The 17,554-nt window shown below is 63.7% G+C and carries 18 protein-coding genes; 7 read left to right on the top strand and 11 right to left on the bottom strand.

All coding sequences use genetic code 11. From position 1 onward, the window contains the following. Positions 1 to 22: 22 nt before the first annotated feature. Both J7573_RS08755 and osmE read right to left on the bottom strand, forming a co-directional pair. The gene (locus J7573_RS08755) at positions 23 to 553 is read right to left on the bottom strand and encodes a ferritin-like domain-containing protein (protein WP_054887836.1); all 531 of its coding nucleotides are present in this window, start codon (positions 551 to 553) and stop codon (positions 23 to 25) included. 49 nt (positions 554 to 602) lie between these two features. Beyond that, positions 603 to 944, bottom strand: coding sequence for an osmotically-inducible lipoprotein OsmE (osmE, locus tag J7573_RS08750; protein ID WP_294332662.1), 342 nt, complete (start codon positions 942 to 944; stop codon positions 603 to 605). Between the two features lie 124 nt (positions 945 to 1,068). On the opposite strand from osmE, the gene J7573_RS08745 reads away from it, so the two are divergent. Then, complete coding sequence (locus J7573_RS08745) at positions 1,069 to 1,959, top strand: triacylglycerol lipase (RefSeq protein WP_294332659.1); 891 nt, start codon at positions 1,069 to 1,071, stop codon at positions 1,957 to 1,959. Here the strand turns inward: J7573_RS08745 and J7573_RS08740 are convergent. Then, complete coding sequence (locus J7573_RS08740; protein ID WP_294332655.1) at positions 1,956 to 2,828, bottom strand: DMT family transporter; 873 nt, start codon at positions 2,826 to 2,828, stop codon at positions 1,956 to 1,958. The two genes, J7573_RS08745 and J7573_RS08740, sit on opposite strands and share 4 nt — an antisense overlap. 123 nt (positions 2,829 to 2,951) lie before the next feature. On the opposite strand from J7573_RS08740, the gene J7573_RS08735 reads away from it, so the two are divergent. The 3 genes from J7573_RS08735 to J7573_RS08725 all read left to right on the top strand — a co-directional run bounded on the left by J7573_RS08735 (position 2,952) and on the right by J7573_RS08725 (position 5,168). After that, a complete protein-coding gene (locus J7573_RS08735; protein ID WP_294332652.1) occupies positions 2,952 to 3,740 on the top strand; it encodes a helix-turn-helix transcriptional regulator in 789 nt (262 codons plus the stop codon). A gap of 62 nt (positions 3,741 to 3,802) precedes the next feature. Beyond that, positions 3,803 to 4,090 carry a PsiF family protein gene (locus J7573_RS08730; RefSeq protein WP_110633580.1) on the top strand — a complete coding sequence of 96 codons (288 nt, stop codon included), beginning with the start codon at positions 3,803 to 3,805 and terminating at the stop codon, positions 4,088 to 4,090. A gap of 70 nt (positions 4,091 to 4,160) precedes the next feature. After that, the gene (locus tag J7573_RS08725) at positions 4,161 to 5,168 is read left to right on the top strand and encodes a hypothetical protein (protein ID WP_054887833.1); all 1,008 of its coding nucleotides are present in this window, start codon (positions 4,161 to 4,163) and stop codon (positions 5,166 to 5,168) included. A gap of 36 nt (positions 5,169 to 5,204) precedes the next feature. On the opposite strand, the gene J7573_RS08720 is transcribed toward J7573_RS08725, so the two are convergent. Continuing rightward, positions 5,205 to 6,476: an Hsp70 family protein gene (locus tag J7573_RS08720; protein ID WP_294332633.1), complete on the bottom strand. Its 1,272-nt coding sequence runs from the start codon at positions 6,474 to 6,476 to the stop codon at positions 5,205 to 5,207. Positions 6,477 to 6,639: 163 nt separating this feature from the next. Between J7573_RS08720 and cbpA the strand changes: the two genes are divergently transcribed. Next, a complete protein-coding gene (gene cbpA, locus J7573_RS08715; RefSeq protein ID WP_294332631.1) occupies positions 6,640 to 7,608 on the top strand; it encodes a curved DNA-binding protein in 969 nt (322 codons plus the stop codon). A 2-nt stretch (positions 7,609 to 7,610) separates the two neighbouring features. Continuing rightward, complete coding sequence (locus tag J7573_RS08710) at positions 7,611 to 7,916, top strand: chaperone modulator CbpM (protein WP_110633593.1); 306 nt, start codon at positions 7,611 to 7,613, stop codon at positions 7,914 to 7,916. Positions 7,917 to 8,042: 126 nt separating this feature from the next. Here the strand turns inward: J7573_RS08710 and J7573_RS08705 are convergent, their stop codons facing one another. The 6 genes from J7573_RS08705 to urtA all read right to left on the bottom strand — a co-directional run bounded on the left by J7573_RS08705 (position 8,043) and on the right by urtA (position 14,133). Beyond that, complete coding sequence (locus J7573_RS08705; RefSeq protein WP_294332618.1) at positions 8,043 to 8,558, bottom strand: GNAT family N-acetyltransferase; 516 nt, start codon at positions 8,556 to 8,558, stop codon at positions 8,043 to 8,045. Between the two features lie 31 nt (positions 8,559 to 8,589). Continuing rightward, the gene (gene urtE, locus J7573_RS08700) at positions 8,590 to 9,288 is read right to left on the bottom strand and encodes an urea ABC transporter ATP-binding subunit UrtE (protein ID WP_294332616.1); all 699 of its coding nucleotides are present in this window, start codon (positions 9,286 to 9,288) and stop codon (positions 8,590 to 8,592) included. Between the two features lie 19 nt (positions 9,289 to 9,307). Continuing rightward, entirely contained in the window at positions 9,308 to 10,165 is an 858-nt protein-coding gene (urtD, locus tag J7573_RS08695) for an urea ABC transporter ATP-binding protein UrtD (protein WP_294332614.1), read from the bottom strand. Further along, positions 10,162 to 11,241 carry an urea ABC transporter permease subunit UrtC gene (gene urtC / locus J7573_RS08690; RefSeq protein WP_294332612.1) on the bottom strand — a complete coding sequence of 360 codons (1,080 nt, stop codon included), beginning with the start codon at positions 11,239 to 11,241 and terminating at the stop codon, positions 10,162 to 10,164. Before urtC ends, urtD begins: the two co-directional genes overlap by 4 nt. Next, positions 11,241 to 12,728, bottom strand: coding sequence for an urea ABC transporter permease subunit UrtB (urtB, locus tag J7573_RS08685; RefSeq protein ID WP_294332610.1), 1,488 nt, complete (start codon positions 12,726 to 12,728; stop codon positions 11,241 to 11,243). The genes urtC and urtB overlap by 1 nt, the downstream gene beginning before the upstream one ends. Before the next feature lie 139 nt (positions 12,729 to 12,867). Continuing rightward, positions 12,868 to 14,133, bottom strand: a complete 1,266-nt coding sequence (gene urtA / locus J7573_RS08680; protein WP_294332608.1) for an urea ABC transporter substrate-binding protein — start codon at positions 14,131 to 14,133, stop codon at positions 12,868 to 12,870. 268 nt (positions 14,134 to 14,401) lie between these two features. On the opposite strand from urtA, the gene J7573_RS08675 reads away from it, so the two are divergent. Next, complete coding sequence (locus tag J7573_RS08675; RefSeq protein ID WP_294332606.1) at positions 14,402 to 15,838, top strand: hypothetical protein; 1,437 nt, start codon at positions 14,402 to 14,404, stop codon at positions 15,836 to 15,838. A gap of 44 nt (positions 15,839 to 15,882) precedes the next feature. Here J7573_RS08675 and cycA read toward each other — a convergent pair whose 3' ends face one another. Further along, a complete protein-coding gene (gene cycA, locus J7573_RS08670) occupies positions 15,883 to 17,310 on the bottom strand; it encodes a D-serine/D-alanine/glycine transporter (protein WP_294332604.1) in 1,428 nt (475 codons plus the stop codon). Between the last annotated feature and the right edge of the window lie 244 nt (positions 17,311 to 17,554).

The following is a 17,554-nucleotide window of genomic DNA, read 5'->3' as shown; positions in this document are numbered from 1 at the left end:
GGGCGCAAAGCGCCCCCGGCAATTACAGCCCCTGAAGCAGATCGGACATGTCGTCCGCGTGCTCTTCCTCTTGGGCCAGGATGTCCTCGAAGATCCGCCGCGTGGTCGGGTCTTTATCGCCAATGTACTGAATGATCTCGCGATAACTGTCGATCGCAATCCGCTCCGCCACCAGATCCTCCAGCACCATCTCCTTCAGCGAGCTGCCGGCCACATACTGTGCATGGGAATTCTTGCTGAGGTTGTCGGGATTGAAGTCCGGCTCGCCGCCCAACTGCACGATGCGCTCGGCCAGCTTGTCGGCATGCTCGGCCTCCTGGTTCGCATGTTCGAGGAACTCACTGGCCGCCACACTGGCCTTGATGCCGCTGGCCATGAAGTAGTGGCGCTTGTAGCGCAACACGCAGACCAGCTCGGTAGCCAGCGACTCGTTGAGCAGGCGCAGGATTTCCTGGCGGTCGGCGTGGTACCCCTCGGTCACCGCGCCTTGCTCGACGTGCTGGCGGGCACGCTCGCGCAGGGTTTGCACATCGGTCAGTTCAACGTTGCTCATGATTGTCTCCAAACAGATCAGGACGGTGGATCAAAGGTGGACGGGAGGCTCAGGCGCCTTGGGCAGCTTTGCTGTCCTCTTCTCGTTGCTTGCAGGTCTTGAAGCCCTTGGCATCGACATGGCCGGTGGCGTCGAAGCGCACGTAGTACGGCTGCTGGTGGCCGTCGCGGTTGAGGATGTAGTCGTTGCAGGTACCCCCGTGCGGCAGGTCGATCACGTTCGACGGGCTGCCGCCGATGGCGATGACCTTCTGCATGGTCATGCCGTTTTCCACCTGCTTGACCAGCGGTTCGTCGCGGTAGGTGACATGGTCCACCGGGTTTTCCGGGTGGCTGCTGCAGGCGGCCAGCGCGGCGCTTGCCAGAAGGACTGCCAGGGTCTGCTTGTACATGGTCCCGCTCCTTGCAAAGGGTCTGTTCTGGTTTGGAACCGCACGGCGCGTCGGGAGTTCGATTGCGATGGTCATCGAAGCGGCGCTAGTGTTGGCCGATCGTCCACGGAAAGGGGCTCAAGCCATGCAGCAGGAGTTGGCCACGCGATACCCGTTGGTGCTGGTGCCGGGCATGCTCGGCTTTGTCCGGGTGCTGCTCTATCCGTACTGGTTCGGCATCGTGCCGGCGTTGCGCAAGGGCGGCGCGCAGGTGTTCCCGGTGCAGGTCTCGCCGCTGCATTCCAACGAGGTACGTGGCGAGCAGTTGCTGGCGATCATCGAAGACATCTGCCAGCGCACGGGGGCGGCCAAGGTCAACCTCATCGGCCACAGCCAGGGGGCGCTGAACGCACGTTATGCGGCGGCCAAGCGGCCGGATCGGGTGGCTTCGGTCACTTCGGTGGCGGGGCCCAACCATGGCTCGGAGCTGGCCGATCACCTTGAGCTCACGGCGCCAGGTGATTCACCCCAGGGGCGCATCCTCAAGGCCATCCTGCATGGCCTGGCGGTGTTGCTGGTCTGGCTGGAAACCGGCTGGCGGCGCGACCCGCTGCCGATCGACGTGCATGCTTCGCACCAGGCCCTGACCAGCGCCGGCGTGACCCTGTTCAACCAGGCTTATCCACAAGGGCTGCCGGAGACCTGGGGCGGCGAGGGGGCGTATGAGGTGAACGGCGTGCGCTACTACTCCTGGTCCGGCACCTTGCAGCCGGGGTTGACCGACCAGGGGCGCAACCGCTTCGACGGCAGCAACCGCTTCTGCCGGCTGTTCGCGCGCAGTTTCGTCAGGGAAAAGGGCCATTGCGACGGCATGGTCGGGCGTTTCAGCTCGCACCTGGGGCAGGTGATCGGCGATGACTACCCGCTCGATCACCTGGATATCGTCAACCAGTCGCTGGGCGCCGTAGGCAAGGGCGCCGAGCCGCTGCGACTGTTCTCCGAACATGCGGCACGGCTCAAGGCCGCCGGGCTCTAGCGGCGTACCGGGGTGGTCCAGCGCTCGGCCAGAATGACCCCGACCAAGGTCAGCAAACCACCGATCAGGTGATAGCTGGCCAGTCGTTCGTCGAGGACCCCCGCGGCGATCAGTGCGGTCACCACCGGCAGCAGGTTGAAAAACAATGTGGTACGGCTTGGCCCCAGGCGATGCACGGCCTGCATCCACACCAGTGGCGCGATCATCGAGGCGAGCACGCAGGCATACAGCACCAGGCCGATGTTGTGGCCGTTCAGGCCGGTCTTGTCCGAAAGCAGGAACAGCGGTAGCAACACCAGGATGGCGACCAGCACTTGCAGGTACAGCAGCTGCAACGGTGGCAGGCGCAATTGCCATTTCTTCAGCAGGAAGCTGTACAGCGCGTAGGCCAGGGTCGCTACCAGCATCAGCAGGTCGCCGCTGTTCAAGCCGTGTTCCAGCAAGGTGCCGGGCTGGCCGGCGGAGACCACTTCGAGCACGCCGACAAACGACACCACAGCGCCTGCCAGGGCCCCGTAGCTCAGGCGCTGGCCCAGCCAGGCGATGGACAGGGCCAGTGACATCAGCGGCATCAGCGAGAGGATGATGCCCATGTTGGTGGCGCTGGTGATGCCGGCGGCGAAGTACGCCAGGCTCTGGTACACGGCCATGCCCAGCACGCCGAGGATGGCCACCTTGCCCAGGTGCGGGCGGATGGCCGCACGGTTGCGCCACACGGCGGGCAGCAGGAACGGGGTGAACAGCGCGCCGGCCAGCAGCCAGCGGTAGAAGCCGATTTCGGCAGGGTAGATGGCGCCGGCCGACATCTTGGTGACCACGGTATTACCGGCCCAGATGAGGATGGCGACAAGAGGGAAGAGGTAGTTCATGGAGCGGTTACTCGTATGGCTTGGCTGGGGCTGGAAGGCAGGCCCTCATGGAGGCTTATTATCGGTTGTCTGTTCATAAGCCTATACTTCCATCCAGACAACCTGCCCCACGAAGCAGACAGCATGCCGCGCAAATACCTCGACATCCCACAGTTCGCCCAACTCCCGGCTCCGGTGTACTTCCGCCATGACGAGTTCGGCGCCGACACCCACAGTGCTCCCCATCGGCATGCCTGGGGCCAGCTCAACTACACCGCCCACGGGGTGATGCACCTGGATGTCGCCGGCCAGCGCTTCCTCTCGCCACCCCACTATGCGGTGTGGGTCCCTCCAAGTACCGAGCATGGCTGCTATAACCCCCAGGCCATCGTCTATCGTTCGGTCTATCTCGACCGCAGCCTTTGCGCTGCGCTGCCGTCGCAGCCGTGCAGCCTGATCATCAGCGACATCCTCAAGGCCATCCTCGGTGACTTCGCCCGCCGTGACCTGCGGGTGGCACAGGATGAACGCGACCAGCGCCTGGTGCAGGTATTGCTCGACCAACTGCACCAGGCGCCGACCCAGACCTGCTACTTGCCCTTCACCCACAATGAGGGCCTGCGCAAGGTGCTGGATGCCCTCACCGCCGAACCCGGCGACAACCGGCCGTTGGCCGACTGGGCTGTACGGGTGCATGTCAGCGAGCGCACCTTGGCCCGTCAGTTCTTGCGTGAACTGGGCATCAGCTTCGGTGAATGGCGCCTGCGCTTGCGTTTTCTGCGCGCCATCGAGGCCCTGGAGGCCGGGCTGCCGATCCAGTCGATTGCCTTTGACCTGGGCTACAGCAGCGCTTCGGCATTCATCGCCATGTTCCAGCGCCAGGCCCGCTGTACGCCGGAGCAGTACCGGCGGCAGGCCCGGCATGGAGTGTAAGAATTCTTGTCTACACTCAGCCTGACCCCGTGCATCGGGCGCGGAGACAAGGAGACCACTCCATGAAGATGTTGCACGTGCCACTGCTGGCGCTGGCTGTGCTGTTCAGCGCGCAAGGATTTGCCGCCAACACGGCACAACAGGAAAAGATGAAAACCTGCAACGCCGACGCCACGACCAAGGCTCTCAAGGGCGATGAACGCAAGGCGTTCATGAGCACCTGCCTGAAAAAGGACGTGCCGCAGTCTCAGCAAGACAAGATGAAGACCTGCAACGCCGACGCCACCACCAAGGCGCTCAAGGGAGACGAGCGCAAGGCATACATGAGCGACTGCCTGAAGAAGAAGTGACCTGCGCCTATGCCTGTGCCCCGAAGGCTGGCAGACTGCGGGCATTCCCGCCGTCTGCCGTCGAGGCTGTATGACTTTCACCCCCCGTCAGATCACCCTGGCCAGCCTGATCATCGTCATGGCCGGGCTGCTGCTGGCTCTACCCCTGAAATTGCTGCCCAGCCTGCTGGCCGGGCTGCTGGTGTTCGAGCTGGTGAACATGCTCACCCCGCGCCTGCAACCGCTGATCGCCGGGCAGCGTGCGCGCTGGTTGGCGGTGGCGCTGCTGGGAGTACTGGTGGTCAGCGTGCTGACCCTGCTGATAGCCGGTGCCTTCAGTTTCTTGCTGCACGAAGCCGAGAACCCCGGTGCCTCGCTGGACAAGTTCATGACCTTGGTCGAACGCGCTCGCAGCCAGCTGCCGCCGTTCATCGAAGCCTACCTGCCGGCCAGCGCGGCGGAGTTCAAGGTGGCCATCGGTGACTGGATCAAGAGCCACCTGAGCGACCTGCAGCTGGTGGGCAAGGGCATGGCGCACATGTTCGTGACGCTGCTGATCGGCATGATCCTCGGTGCCATCATCGCCCTGCAGCGCATCCCCGACATTTCCCGGCGCAAGCCCCTGGCTGCGGCCCTGTTCGAGCGCTTGAACCTGCTGGTGCAGGCGTTCCGCAACATCGTCTTCGCGCAGATCAAGATCTCGATGCTCAACACGGCGTTCACCGGCATTTTCCTTGCCGTGGTGATGCCGTTGTTCGGCGTGCACCTGCCGCTGACCAAGACGCTGATCGTGTTGACCTTCCTGCTTGGGCTGCTGCCGGTGATCGGCAACCTGATGTCCAACACCCTGATCACCATCGTTGGCATGTCATTGTCGATCTGGGTGGCGGCGGCGGCGCTGGGTTACCTGATCGTGATCCACAAGGTCGAGTACTTCCTCAACGCCAAGATCGTCGGTGGGCAGATCAGCGCCAAGGCCTGGGAGCTGTTGCTGGCGATGCTGGTGTTCGAGGCGGCGTTCGGCTTGCCGGGGGTGGTGGCGGGGCCGGTCTATTACGCCTACCTGAAGAGTGAGCTGAAGCGGGCGGAGCTGGTCTGACAGATTGCTGGGGCTGCAAAGCAGCCCCAAAATGGCTCAGGCTACGCCGTAGCGCTTGCGCGCCTCGATGGCCAAACCGCTACCGATGCTGCCAAAGATGTTGCCTTCCACATGCCGCGCATTCGGCAGCATCGCCGACACGCTGTTGCGCAGTGCCGGAATCCCGCTCGAACCGCCGGTGAAGAACACCGTATCGACCTGACCCGCGCTCACACCAGCCTTGGTCAGCAACTCGGTGACACTGCCGCGCACCCGCTCCAGCAGCCCTTCGATGGCCTCCTCGAACAGCGCCCGTGTCAGGTCCACACCCAGCTCGCGTTCGACACGGCTGAGGTCGACGCGGCGGCTGACCTGCTCGGTCAGCTCGATCTTGCTGGCTTCCACTTCCATCGCCAGCCAGTGCCCGGCGCGCTCTTCGATCAGCTTGAACAGGCGATCGATGCCCAGCGTGTCTTCGATGTCGTAGCGCATGCTGCCCAGCGCCAGCTGCGACTTCTGCGAGTACAGGGCGTTGATGGTGTGCCAGGTCGCCAGGTTCAGGTGGTAGCTGGTGGGCATCAGTGCGCCGCTCTTCATCCGGCAGCCGTAGCCGAACAGTGGCATCACGCCCTGCAGGCTCAGCTGCTTGTCGAAGTCGGTACCGCCGATGTGCACGCCGCCTGTGGCGAGGATGTCGCTCTGACGCTCGGCCACCAAGTGGCGCTCGGGCGACAGGCGGATCAGGGTAAAGTCCGAAGTACCACCGCCGATATCGACGATGAGCACCAGCTCTTCACGGCTGATGCCCGACTCGTAGTCGAACGCCGCGGCAATCGGCTCGTACTGGAACGATACGTCCTTGAAGCCGATCTTGCGCGCCACCTCGGCCAGGGTGTCTTCGGCCTCCTGGTCGGCGGCCGGGTCTTCATCGACGAAGAACACCGGGCGGCCCAGCACCACCTGCTCGAATTCACGACCGGCGGCAGCCTCGGCGCGCTTTTTCAGCTCACCGATGAACATGCCCAGCAGGTCCTTGAACGGCAAGGCGCTGCCCAGCACGCTGGTGTCGTGCTTGATCAGCTTGGAGCCCAGCAGGCTCTTCAGCGAGCGCATCAGGCGGCCTTCGTAGCCTTCCAGGTACTCGTGCAGCGCCAGGCGGCCATACACCGGGCGACGCTCTTCGATGTTGAAGAACACCACCGACGGCAGGGTGATCTTGCCGTCTTCCAGGGCGATCAGCGACTCCACACCGGGGCGGTGCCAACCGACCGTGGAGTTGGAGGTGCCGAAGTCGATGCCCAGGGCGCGGGCCGGCGATACGTCAGACATGGGAAAAAGCTTCCGGAGGCAAAACGGCCGCGCAGTTTATGCCAGTTGGCTACAGAATCAAGACCGATCGTCTGCCTTGAGGCAACCCCAAGCGAACCTTGAAAGGCTATGCTTGACCCCTATCTTCAGATGCAACACGAAAATTCACATTGGTGATCCAAAGATGGACTTCAAAGACTATTACAAGATACTCGGCGTAGAGCCCACGGCGGACGACAAGGCGATCAAGGCCGCGTACCGCAAGCTGGCGCGCAAGTATCACCCTGACGTCAGCAAGGAGCGTGACGCCGAGGACAAATTCAAGGAGGCCAACGAGGCCTACGAGGTGCTCGGTGACGCGCAGAAACGCGCCGAATTCGACGAAATCCGCAAGTACGGCGGCCAGCATGGCCGGCCGTTCCAGGCGCCACCGGGCTGGCAGAGCCGTGGCGGCGCGGGTGGCGCTGGCGGTGGCTTCGAGGGCGGCGACTTCTCCGACTTCTTCAGCTCGATCTTCGGTGCCCGTGGCGGCAACCCGTTCGGTGGTGGCGGCCGGCAACAACAACGCAGTGCCGGCAGGCGAGGGCAGGACGTGGAACTGGAACTGGCGATCTTCCTGGAAGAAACCCTGAGCAAGGAATCCAAGCAGATCAGCTTCCAGGTGCCGCAGACCAACGCGGCCGGCCAGCGCACCGGGTTCACCACCAAGACCCTGAACGTGAAGATCCCTGCCGGGGTTACCGACGGCGAGCGCATCCGCCTCAAGGGCCAGGGCGCCCCAGGCGTTGGCGGTGGTGCCAATGGCGACCTGTTCCTGACCGTGCGCATGGCACCGCACCCGCTGTTCGATGTCGAAGGCCATGACTTGATCATCACCGTGCCGCTGGCGCCGTGGGAGGCTGCCCTGGGCACCAAGGTGGCGGTGCCGACCCTGACCGGCAAGATCAACCTGACCATCCGCCCCGACAGCCAGAGCGGCCAGCGCCTGCGCGTGCCGGGCATGGGCCTGGCCAACAAGAACGGTGAGCGCGGCAACCTCTACGCGCAGCTGAAAGTGGTGATGCCGCCGGCTTCCGACGCTGCAACCCGTGAACTGTGGACCCAGCTTTCCGAGAAGGCGGCGTTCGACCCGAGGACACAATGGAGTAAGTGATCATGAGCAGCACCCTGATCGTTCAACTGGACATGCGTACCCTGTGTCAGGAAGCCGACATCACGGCTGACTACGTGATCGAAATCGTCGAGCACGGCATTGTCGAACCTTCGGGGCGAACGCCGGAGGACTGGTTGTTCGACGATCAGGCGCCGCTGTTGGCCAAGCGCGCGGCGAAGCTGCATCAGGAGCTGGAACTGGAGTGGGAAGGGGTGGCGCTGGCGCTGGAGCTGCTGCAGGAAGTGCAGCAGCTGCGCAGCGAGAACAGCATGCTGAAGCAGCGGCTAGGCAGGTTCACCCAGATGTGAGGTTTGCAGGTCTGGCCTCTTCGCGGGCATGCCCGCTCCCACAGGTACTGCACGGCTCTCAGGCCTTGTGCGGTCCCTGTGGGAGCGGGCGAGCCCGCGAAGAGGCCAGCACAGCCAACATCAATCTCAGCTTGGTTCGGCACCTGGGTTCAGCACCAGCTGCATGAAGGTCAAATCCAGCCAGCGGCCGAACTTTACCCCCACCTGCGGCATCTGCCCGGTCACCACGAAGCCCAGTCGCTCATGCAGGCGCACCGAGGCGGCATTACCGCTCTCGATGGCCGCGACCATCACATGCTTGCCACACCCACGCGCCCGCTCGATCAGCGCCGCCATCAGCACCGGCCCCAGGCCCTTGCCACGCTGGTCGCCGCGCACATACACCGAATGTTCCACGGTCAGGCGGAAACCTTCGAACGGCCGCCAATCGCCGAACGACGCATAACCCAGCACACCGGTTTCATCCATGGCCACCAGGATCGGATAGCCCTGCTGCGCCCGTGCTTCGAACCAGGCCTGGCGGTTGGCCAGGTCCACCGGGGTTTCGTTCCAGATCGCCGTGGTGTTGCGTACGGCGTCGTTGTAGATGTCGAGGATGCCCGGCACGTCGGTAGGCAGGGCGTCGCGGATTTCGTAACTCATGACAGCGTCTCGCAGGGTCGTTGATTGCAGATTAAATGGTTACCAGGCCGCGCACACCTTCGGCTTGCATGTTTTCGCCGCGGCCGCGCTGGATGATCTCGCCACGGGCCATGACCAGATACTGGTCGGCCAGTTCTTCGGCGAAGTCGTAGAACTGCTCGACCAGCAGGATCGCCATGTCGCCACGCTCGGCCAGGCGGCGGATCACCGCGCCGATCTCCTTGATCACCGAGGGCTGGATGCCTTCGGTCGGTTCATCGAGGATCAGCAACCGCGGGCGGCTGGCCAGGGCGCGGCCGATGGCCAGTTGTTGCTGCTGGCCGCCGGACAGGTCGCCGCCACGGCGTTGCTTCATCTGCTCCAGCACGGGGAACAGTTCGAAGATGAACGCAGGTACTTCGCGTGCCTCGCGGGCGGGGAAGCGCGACAGGCCCATCAGCAGGTTTTCCTCGACGGTCAGGCGCGGGAAAATCTCCCGGCCCTGGGGCACGTAGGCGATCCCGGCGTGGACGCGCTGCTGGGGCTTGAGTGCGGTGATTGGTTTGCCTTCCCACTCGATATTGCCCTCCCGGGCCGGCACCAGGCCCATCAGGCAGCGCAGCAGGGTGGTCTTGCCCACCCCATTGCGGCCCAACAGGCAGGTGACTTCGCCGACCTTGGCTTCGAAGGACAGGCCCCGGAGGATGTGGCTGCCGCCGTAGTACTGGTGCAGGGTGTCGATTTTCAGCATGTCTTGTCCTTGGTATTGATCAGCGACCCAGGTAAACCTCGACCACCCGTTCATCCGCCTGCACCTGTTCCAGCGACCCTTCCGCCAGCACGCTGCCCTGGTGCAGCACGGTCACATGGTCGGCGATGCTGCCGACGAAGCCCATGTCATGTTCCACCACCATCAGCGAGTGCTTGCCGGCCAGGCCCTTGAACAGCTCGGCGGTGAACTCGGTCTCGGCATCGGTCATGCCCGCCACCGGCTCGTCGAGCAACAACAGTTGTGGCTCCTGCACCAGCAGCATGCCGATCTCGAGGAACTGCTTCTGCCCGTGCGACAGCAGGCCGGCCTGGCGCTGGGCCAGGGGCAGCAGGCGCAGGGTGGTCAGTACTTCCTCGATGCGCTGGCGCTGTTCGCCGTTCAAGCGAGCAGCCAGGCTGGCCCACACCGACTTGTCGGTCTTCAACGCCAGCTCCAGGTTCTCGAACACGGTCAGTGCCTCGAACACCGTGGGCTTCTGGAACTTGCGGCCGATGCCGGCCTGGGCGATCTGGTACTCGCTCATGCGGGTCAGGTCGAGGGTGTCGCCGAAGAAGGCGCTGCCCGTGTCGGGGCGGGTCTTGCCGGTGATCACGTCCATCATCGTGGTCTTGCCGGCGCCGTTGGGGCCGATGATGCAGCGCAGTTCGCCGACGCCGATGTACAGGTTCAGTGCGTTGAGCGCCTTGAAGCCGTCGAAGCTGACGCTGATGTCCTCAAGGCTCAGCACAGTGCCGTGGCGGGTGTCGAGGCCGGCCTTGCGGCTGTGGCCCAGGCCAATGGCGTCGCGGCCAGCGCCGAGGGTGTCGAACACCGGCTCAAGCATAAATTCCGGGTGTACCGGGGGCACGCCTCTCATGGCTGGCTCCTTTTCTTCAACAGGCCGACCACGCCCTTGGGCAGGTACAGGGTCACGAGGATGAACAGCGCACCGAGGAAGAACAGCCAGAACTCCGGGAAGGCCACGGTGAACCAGCTCTTCATGCCATTGACCAGGCCGGCACCGAGCAGCGGGCCGATCAGCGTGCCACGCCCGCCCAGGGCCACCCACACGGCGGCTTCGATGGAATTGGTCGGCGACATTTCGCTGGGGTTGATGATGCCTACCTGCGGCACGTACAGCGCACCGGCCAGGCCGCACAGCACGGCGCTGAGCACCCACACCAGCAGTTTGAAACCGCGCGGGTCGTAGCCGCAGAACATCAGGCGGTTTTCAGCATCGCGCACGGCGGTGAGCAGGCGGCCGAACTTGCTCTGGGTCAGGCGCCAGCACAGGTACAGGCTGGCCAGCAGCAGGCCGACGGTGAGCAGAAACAGCACCGCGCGGGTGCCCTGGGCGGCGATGTCGAAGCCGAGGAGGGTGCGGAAGCTGGTGAAGCCGTTGTTGCCGCCGAAACCCGTTTCGTTGCGGAAGAACAGCAACATGCCGGCGAAGGTCAGGGCCTGGGTCATGATCGAGAAGTACACGCCCTTGATTCGCGAGCGGAAGGCGAACCAGCCGAACACCAGCGCCAGCAGCCCGGGCGCCAGTACCACCAGGCACAGGGCCCAGGCGAAGTGCTGGGTGCCGGCCCAGTACCAGGGCAGCTCGTTCCACGACAGGAAGGTCATGAACCCGGGCAGGCCGTCGCCTGCCGCCTGGCGCATGAGGTACATGCCCATGGCGTAGCCGCCCAGGGCGAAGAACAGGCCGTGGCCCAGCGACAGCAGCCCGGCATAGCCCCAGACCAGGTCCAGGGCCAGGGCGACGATGGCGTAGCAGAGGATCTTGCCGACCAGGGTGAGGGTGTAGGCCGAGACCTGCAGGGCGTGATCCGCCGGTAGTAGCGACAGCAGCGGCAGGGCCACCAGCAGCAGGACGACAACCGCGCCGATGGCCAGCGACAGCCGTGGCCCGGCCTTTTGCGTAGCGGTGACAAGCAGTGGCTGGTTCATCAGTCGATTACCCGTCCCTTGAGGGCGAACAGGCCTTGCGGGCGCTTCTGGATGAACAGAATGATCAACGCAAGGATGAGGATCTTGCCGAGCACCGCACCGATCTGCGGCTCCAGCAGTTTGTTGGCTATCCCTAGGCCGAACGCGGCCCAGAGGCTGCCGGCCAGTTGCCCGACACCGCCGAGCACCACCACCAGGAACGAGTCGATGATGTAGCTCTGGCCCAGGTCCGGGCCGACGTTGCCGACCTGGCTCAGGGCCACGCCGCCCAGGCCGGCGATGCCTGAGCCGAGGCCGAAGGCGAGCATGTCGACGCGCCCGGTGGAAACACCGCAGCAGGCGGCCATGTTGCGGTTCTGGGTGACGGCGCGCACGTTCAGGCCCAGCCGTGTGCGGTTGAGCAGCAGCCAGGTGAGCAGCACCACGGCGAGGGCGAAGCCGATGATCACCAGGCGGTTGTACGGCAGCACCAGGTTGGGCAGCAGCTGAATGCCGCCGGACAGCCAGGCCGGGTTGCTGACTTCGACGTTCTGCGCGCCGAACAGCAGGCGGACGGCCTGGATCAGGATCAGGCTGATGCCCCAGGTGGCCAGCAGCGTTTCCAGCGGGCGCCCGTAGAGATGGCGGATCACCGTGCGCTCCAGGGCCATGCCGACCCCGGCGCTGACCGCGAAGGCCACCGGCAGGGCGATCAGCGGGTAGAACTCGATGGCCCCGGGGGCGTAGCGTTGCAGCAGCACCTGGACCATGTAGGTGCTGTAGGCGCCGAGCATGAGCATCTCGCCGTGGGCCATGTTGATCACCCCGAGCAGGCCGAAGGTGATCGCCAGGCCCAGCGCGGCCAGCAGCAGGATCGAGCCCAGCGACAGGCCGCTGAAGGCCTGGCCGAGCAGTTCGCCGACCAGCAGCTTGCGCTTGACCTGGGCCAGGCTGGTTTCGGCGGCGGTGCGCACCCCCGGGTCGCTTTCCGCGCCCGGTTGCAGCAGGGCTTCGAGACGGGTGCGGGCCAGCGGGTCGCCGGTTTCGCCGAGCAGGCGCACCGCCGCCAGCCGCACGGCCGGCTCGCTGGCGCCCAGTTGCAGGTTGGCCAGGGCCAGGCCGAGAGCGGCGTGCACGGCGGGGTCCACTTCAAGGGCGAAGCGCCGGTCGAGGAAGGCCATCTGCGCCGGTTGCGCGCTTTTTTGCAGTTGTTGGGCGGCAGCCAGGCGTGTGGCGTTGTCGTCGCTGAGCAGCTGGTGGCTGGCCAGGGCGTTGTCGATCAGGCCGCGCAGGCGGTTGTTCAGACGTACCTTGCGCGTGTCATCGGCGGCGATGCGGCCCTGGCGCAGGTTGTCCAGCAGCGGCAGGCGCGCGGCATCGGGTTGTGCCGCCCAGCCCTCGAGCAGTCGGGCCTGCTCGGCGGGCTTGGCGGTTAGGAAGAATTCGCCCTCGCTGGCCTGGGTTGCCAGGGGGAGAAGCAGGAACAGGGTGAGCAGCAGTCTGAGCATGCGGGTAATCCTGAAAATCGGCGGTGGATTCTTCGCGGGCATGCCCGCTCCCACAGGTACTGTGCAGGTCTTGAACACTGCATGGCCCCTGTGGGAGCGGGCGAGCCCGCGAATGGGCTGCAGAGCAGCCCCAGTGCACTCAGTTACCTTTCACCGCATAGTCCGGGCGCTTGTCATTGCCCGGAATGAACGGACTCCACGGCTGCGCCCGCAATGGCTGCTCGGTCTCCCAGACCACGCTGAACTGCCCGTCATCCTGGATCTCGCCGATCATCACCGGCTTGTGCAGGTGGTGGTTGCTCTTGTCCATGGTCAGGGTGAAGCCCGACGGGGCCTTGAAGGTCTGCCCGGCCAGCGCCTCGCGGACCTTGTCGACGTCGGTGGACTTGGCCTTCTCGGCGGCCTGGGCCCACATGTGGATGCCCACGTAGGTGGCTTCCATCGGGTCGTTGGTCACGGCTTTGTCGGCACCCGGCAGGCCCTTGGCCTTGGCATAGGCCTTCCAGTCGGCGACGAACTTCTGGTTGACCGGGTTATCCACCGACTCGAAGTAGTTCCATGCGGCCAAGTGGCCCACCAGCGGCTTGGTATCGATGCCGCGCAACTCTTCTTCACCCACCGAGAACGCCACCACCGGCACGTCGGTGGCCTTCAGGCCCTGGTTGGCCAGTTCCTTGTAGAACGGTACGTTGGAATCGCCGTTGACGGTGGAGATGACTGCCGTCTTGCCGCCGGCGGAGAACTTCTTGATGTTGGCGACGATGGTCTGGTAATCGGCGTGGCCGAACGGCGTGTAGACCTCTTCGATGTCCTTGTCGGCCACACCCTTGCTGTGCAGGAAGGCGCGCAGGATCTTGTTGGTGGTGCGCGGGTAGACGTAGTCGGTGCCTAGCAGGAAGAAGCGCTTGGCGCTGCCGCCATCCTCGCTCATCAGGTATTCCACGGCCGGAATGGCCTGCTGGTTGGGCGCGGCGCCGGTGTAGAACACGTTCGGCGACATCTCTTCACCCTCGTACTGCACCGGGTAGAACAGCAGGCCGTTGAGTTCTTCGAACACTGGCAATACCGACTTGCGCGACACCGAAGTCCAGCAGCCGAACACCACCGCGACCTTGTCCTGGGTCAGCAGCTGGCGACTCTTTTCAGCGAACAGCGGCCAGTTGGAAGCCGGGTCGACCACCACCGGTTCGAGCAGCTTGCCGTTCACACCGCCCTTGGCGTTGATCTCGTCGATGGTCATCAGCGCCATGTCCTTGAGCGAGGTCTCGGAGATCGCCATGGTCCCGGACAGCGAATGCAGGATGCCGACCTTGATGGTCTCGGCGGCCTGGATACTCCAGCTCAGGCCCATCGCCGCAAGCGATGCACTGAGGGTAAAGGCCTTGATCAGACTGCGACGCTTCATGTGCTCTCTCCATGTTGTCGGTATTGTTTTGGCAGCTGCATGAAGTGCTCAGCAAGGGCCGTGCCGACAGCTGGCGAAAGCGCTGTTTCGGTGCTGGAGAAACACTTTGAGGTGTGGCGGTGCACCACGCTGGGTAGGGCTGGCGACAGTCGTGCTTCGCAATGGTGCCTGGGACCAACACTGGCGCGCAGGACCTGGTAATTCTGCCAGTAGCGGTATCTCGTGATTTTGCAAAAACTCGGTCCTGTCCATTTCCGAGATTGCGGCCATGAAATACAAGCTTGTGCTACCCCTGATATTGTTGGTTGCGACGATTACCAGTGGCTGCAACAGCAAGCAGGCGACCACAGCGGCTTCGCCGACAACGCCCACTGCCTACGACACTGTGTTAGGTGACAGTCGCTTTGAACGTATTCGGCTCGACCCCGACCTGAATGGTTACAGGGTGGAGAGCGGCAACCTGGTGGGGCCAAGTGGTGTCACCGGGGCCATGGTGGTTGTAAAGGGGCCCGACAACGCGCTTACCGCCTTCATTGATAGCGATGCGAAGCGTGGCATGTTGCAGACAGATGCTGCGGGTAAGAGCACATTCGTCCCCGATATCGATCTGCCTTTTCTGCCAGACGACGCTATAGCGCAACGACAGCAATCAGGCGCCTCCGGTGGCGGGTCTACATCGCAGGCAGTTAACTACATCGATGCGCTGGTGGGCTTCACCACCAAGGCATTGGCAGCCAGAGAGGTCGACCCGAAAGCCTTTGCATTGGGGCAGTTGGAATGGGTCAATCTGAGCCTGCGAAATTCACTTGTCACTAATATCGAACTGCGACTTGCCGGGATCCGTATCTCGGAAGATGACATACCGGTCACTACGGCTGGGCTGGCAACGTGGCAGAGGGAGTTGAATGCTCAGCGCTCGCACTATTTGCACGATATCAATGTCGGGTTTTCCGTGGGAGGGGATGCAGCGGGCTGGGCCTATCGGCCAGGCAATTCGAGTGTCAACTCGATCCAGGGGACCTCTCCCTTCAAGCATGAGATGGGGCATAACGTTGGCGGCGGTCATTGCTATCCGAACGCGGGTGATAACTACAAGCATGGCTACAACGCGGGAGGCGGATTCACCACGAACCTCTGCGGCAATAGCAGGCCCTATTACTCAACGCCCGAGGTCCGGGTCGATGGCAAGGTCATCGGTGATGCCCGGACTGCCGACATGGCCAGGCTCTGGCGTGAGCAAGCCGGCCGGCTGAGCGGCTACAGCCCTGAGTTCGACGGTGTGCGGCTGATCTATGTCTCCAACCAACCAGAGACGAGCGCGGTGGTCGCTTCCGTTTCAGGGCGCCCCAGAATTGGAGTAGTGGCACTCTCCAGCGAAGTCGGGCCGACGTCATTGACCTATGGCGGCCCAGGCATGACCACCTTGACCGTCAAACTGATGGGGGAAGATGAGGTAGCTCGATCTGTCAATCTGAGGGCTATGCGGCAGATGTCGAACTGCCCGCGGACGACCATGAACAGCACTGTTGTATGCCACCCCGATGCTGATGGTGGTCCGGTGAAACTGATCATTGGTTACAGTGTGCTGGATAATTCCGAGCTACCACGGGGGTGGTACAACGGTACGTTGACCCTTGAAGCCCGCAATGACACCGATCCGAACTGGACAGCACCCATCCTCGTGAGCCTGGCAGTGCTTCGCTGACTGCGGTAGAACAGGGGCCTTGCTTGATCAAGGCCCCGGTCAGGTCATCGGTGCCCGGAGGTGCTTGATGAATGGCGTACGGCCGTACGCGGATGGCGTTTGCTACGCACGAACTGGTAGGTCACCGCCAGCAGCAGGAACCAGATCGGCGTCACCACCAGTGCCGAGCGGGTGTCCGCTTCCAGGCTCAGCAACACCAGGATGAAGGCGAAGAACGCCAGGCACACGTAGCACATGAAGCGCCCGCCCGGCATCTTGTAGGTCGACGCCTGGTGCAGCGCATCGCGGTGCTTGCGGTACTTCAGGTACGACAGCAGGATCAGCGTCCAGACGAACATGAACAGCACCGCCGACACCGTGGTCACCAGGGTGAACGCCTCGATCACGTTCGGCACCAAGTAGATCAGCACCGCGCCCAGCAGCAGGCAGGCGCAGGAGAAGTACAGGCCGTTGGCCGGCACCGAGCGGCTCGACAGTTTCTCGAACGCCTTGGGCGCATCGCCTTCCTGGGACAGGCCGTAGAGCATGCGGCTGGTGGAGAACACGCCGCTGTTGGCCGAAGAGGCCGCCGAGGTCAGCACCACGAAGTTGATGATGCTCGCCGCTGCCGGCAGGCCGGCCAGCACGAACAGTTCCACGAACGGGCTCTTGCCCGGTACCACGTCACGCCATGGGGTCACCGCCATGATCGCGATCAGCGCCAGCACGTAGAACACGATGATCCGCACCGGGATCGAGTTGATCGCCCGCGGCAGGGTGCGCTCGGGGTTCTTCGCTTCAGCGGCGGTGGTGCCCACCAGCTCGATGCCGACAAACGCGAACACGGCGATCTGGAAGCCGGCGAAGAAGCCCATCAGGCCATTGGGGAACATGCCGCCGTCATTCCACAGGTTGGCCAGTTGCGCGGTGCGCCCGCTCGGCGAAGTGAAGCCGGTGATGACCATGTACAGGCCGGTGGCGACCAGGCCGAGAATGGCGACGATCTTGATCAGGGCGAACCAGAACTCCAGTTCACCGAACATCTTCACCGTTACCAGGTTCAGCGACAGTAACAGGCCTACGCAAGTGAGCGCCGGTATCCACTGTGGCAGGTCGGGGAACCAGAACTGCGTGTAGGCGGCAATCGCGACCACGTCGGCGATACCGGTGACCACCCAGCAGAACCAGTAGGTCCAGCCGGTGAAGTAGCCAGCCCAGGGGCCGAGCAGGTCGGCGGAGAAGTCGATGAACGACTTGTAGTTGAGGTTCGACAGCAGCAGTTCGCCCATGGCGCGCATGACGAAGAACAGCATGAAGCCGATGATCATGTAGACGAAGATGATCGACGGCCCCGCCAGGCTGATGGTCTTGCCCGAGCCCATGAACAGGCCGGTGCCGATGGCGCCGCCGATGGCGATCAGCTGGATGTGGCGGTTGGTCAGGTTGCGCTGCAGATGTTGCTCATCTGGCGTGTTGGGAGAAGTTTGCGTCATCAAGCTGCATTCCCTTGGAAGGTCGGTCTTCTTGTCGGAGGTAGCCGGTTAGGCTAACACGCTCGTGCCAGATCGGGGCGCGACAGATCGACTCGACTTTTGGGTAGCAGATGTTCTCCTGTGCTGGCCTCTTCGCGGGCACGCCCGCTCCCACAGGGACAGCACAGGACTCGAAACCTGTGGTGTACCTGTGGGAGCGGGCGTGCCCGCGAAGAGGCCGGTGCAGGTTGAAGCGTGATCAGGC

Origin of the sequence: Pseudomonas sp. (assembly GCF_017744435.1) — a bacterium.
Taxonomy (GTDB): domain Bacteria; phylum Pseudomonadota; class Gammaproteobacteria; order Pseudomonadales; family Pseudomonadaceae; genus Aquipseudomonas.
The sequence above is the reverse complement of the archived record's forward strand: the minus strand, read 5'-3'. Positions and strand labels throughout refer to the sequence as shown.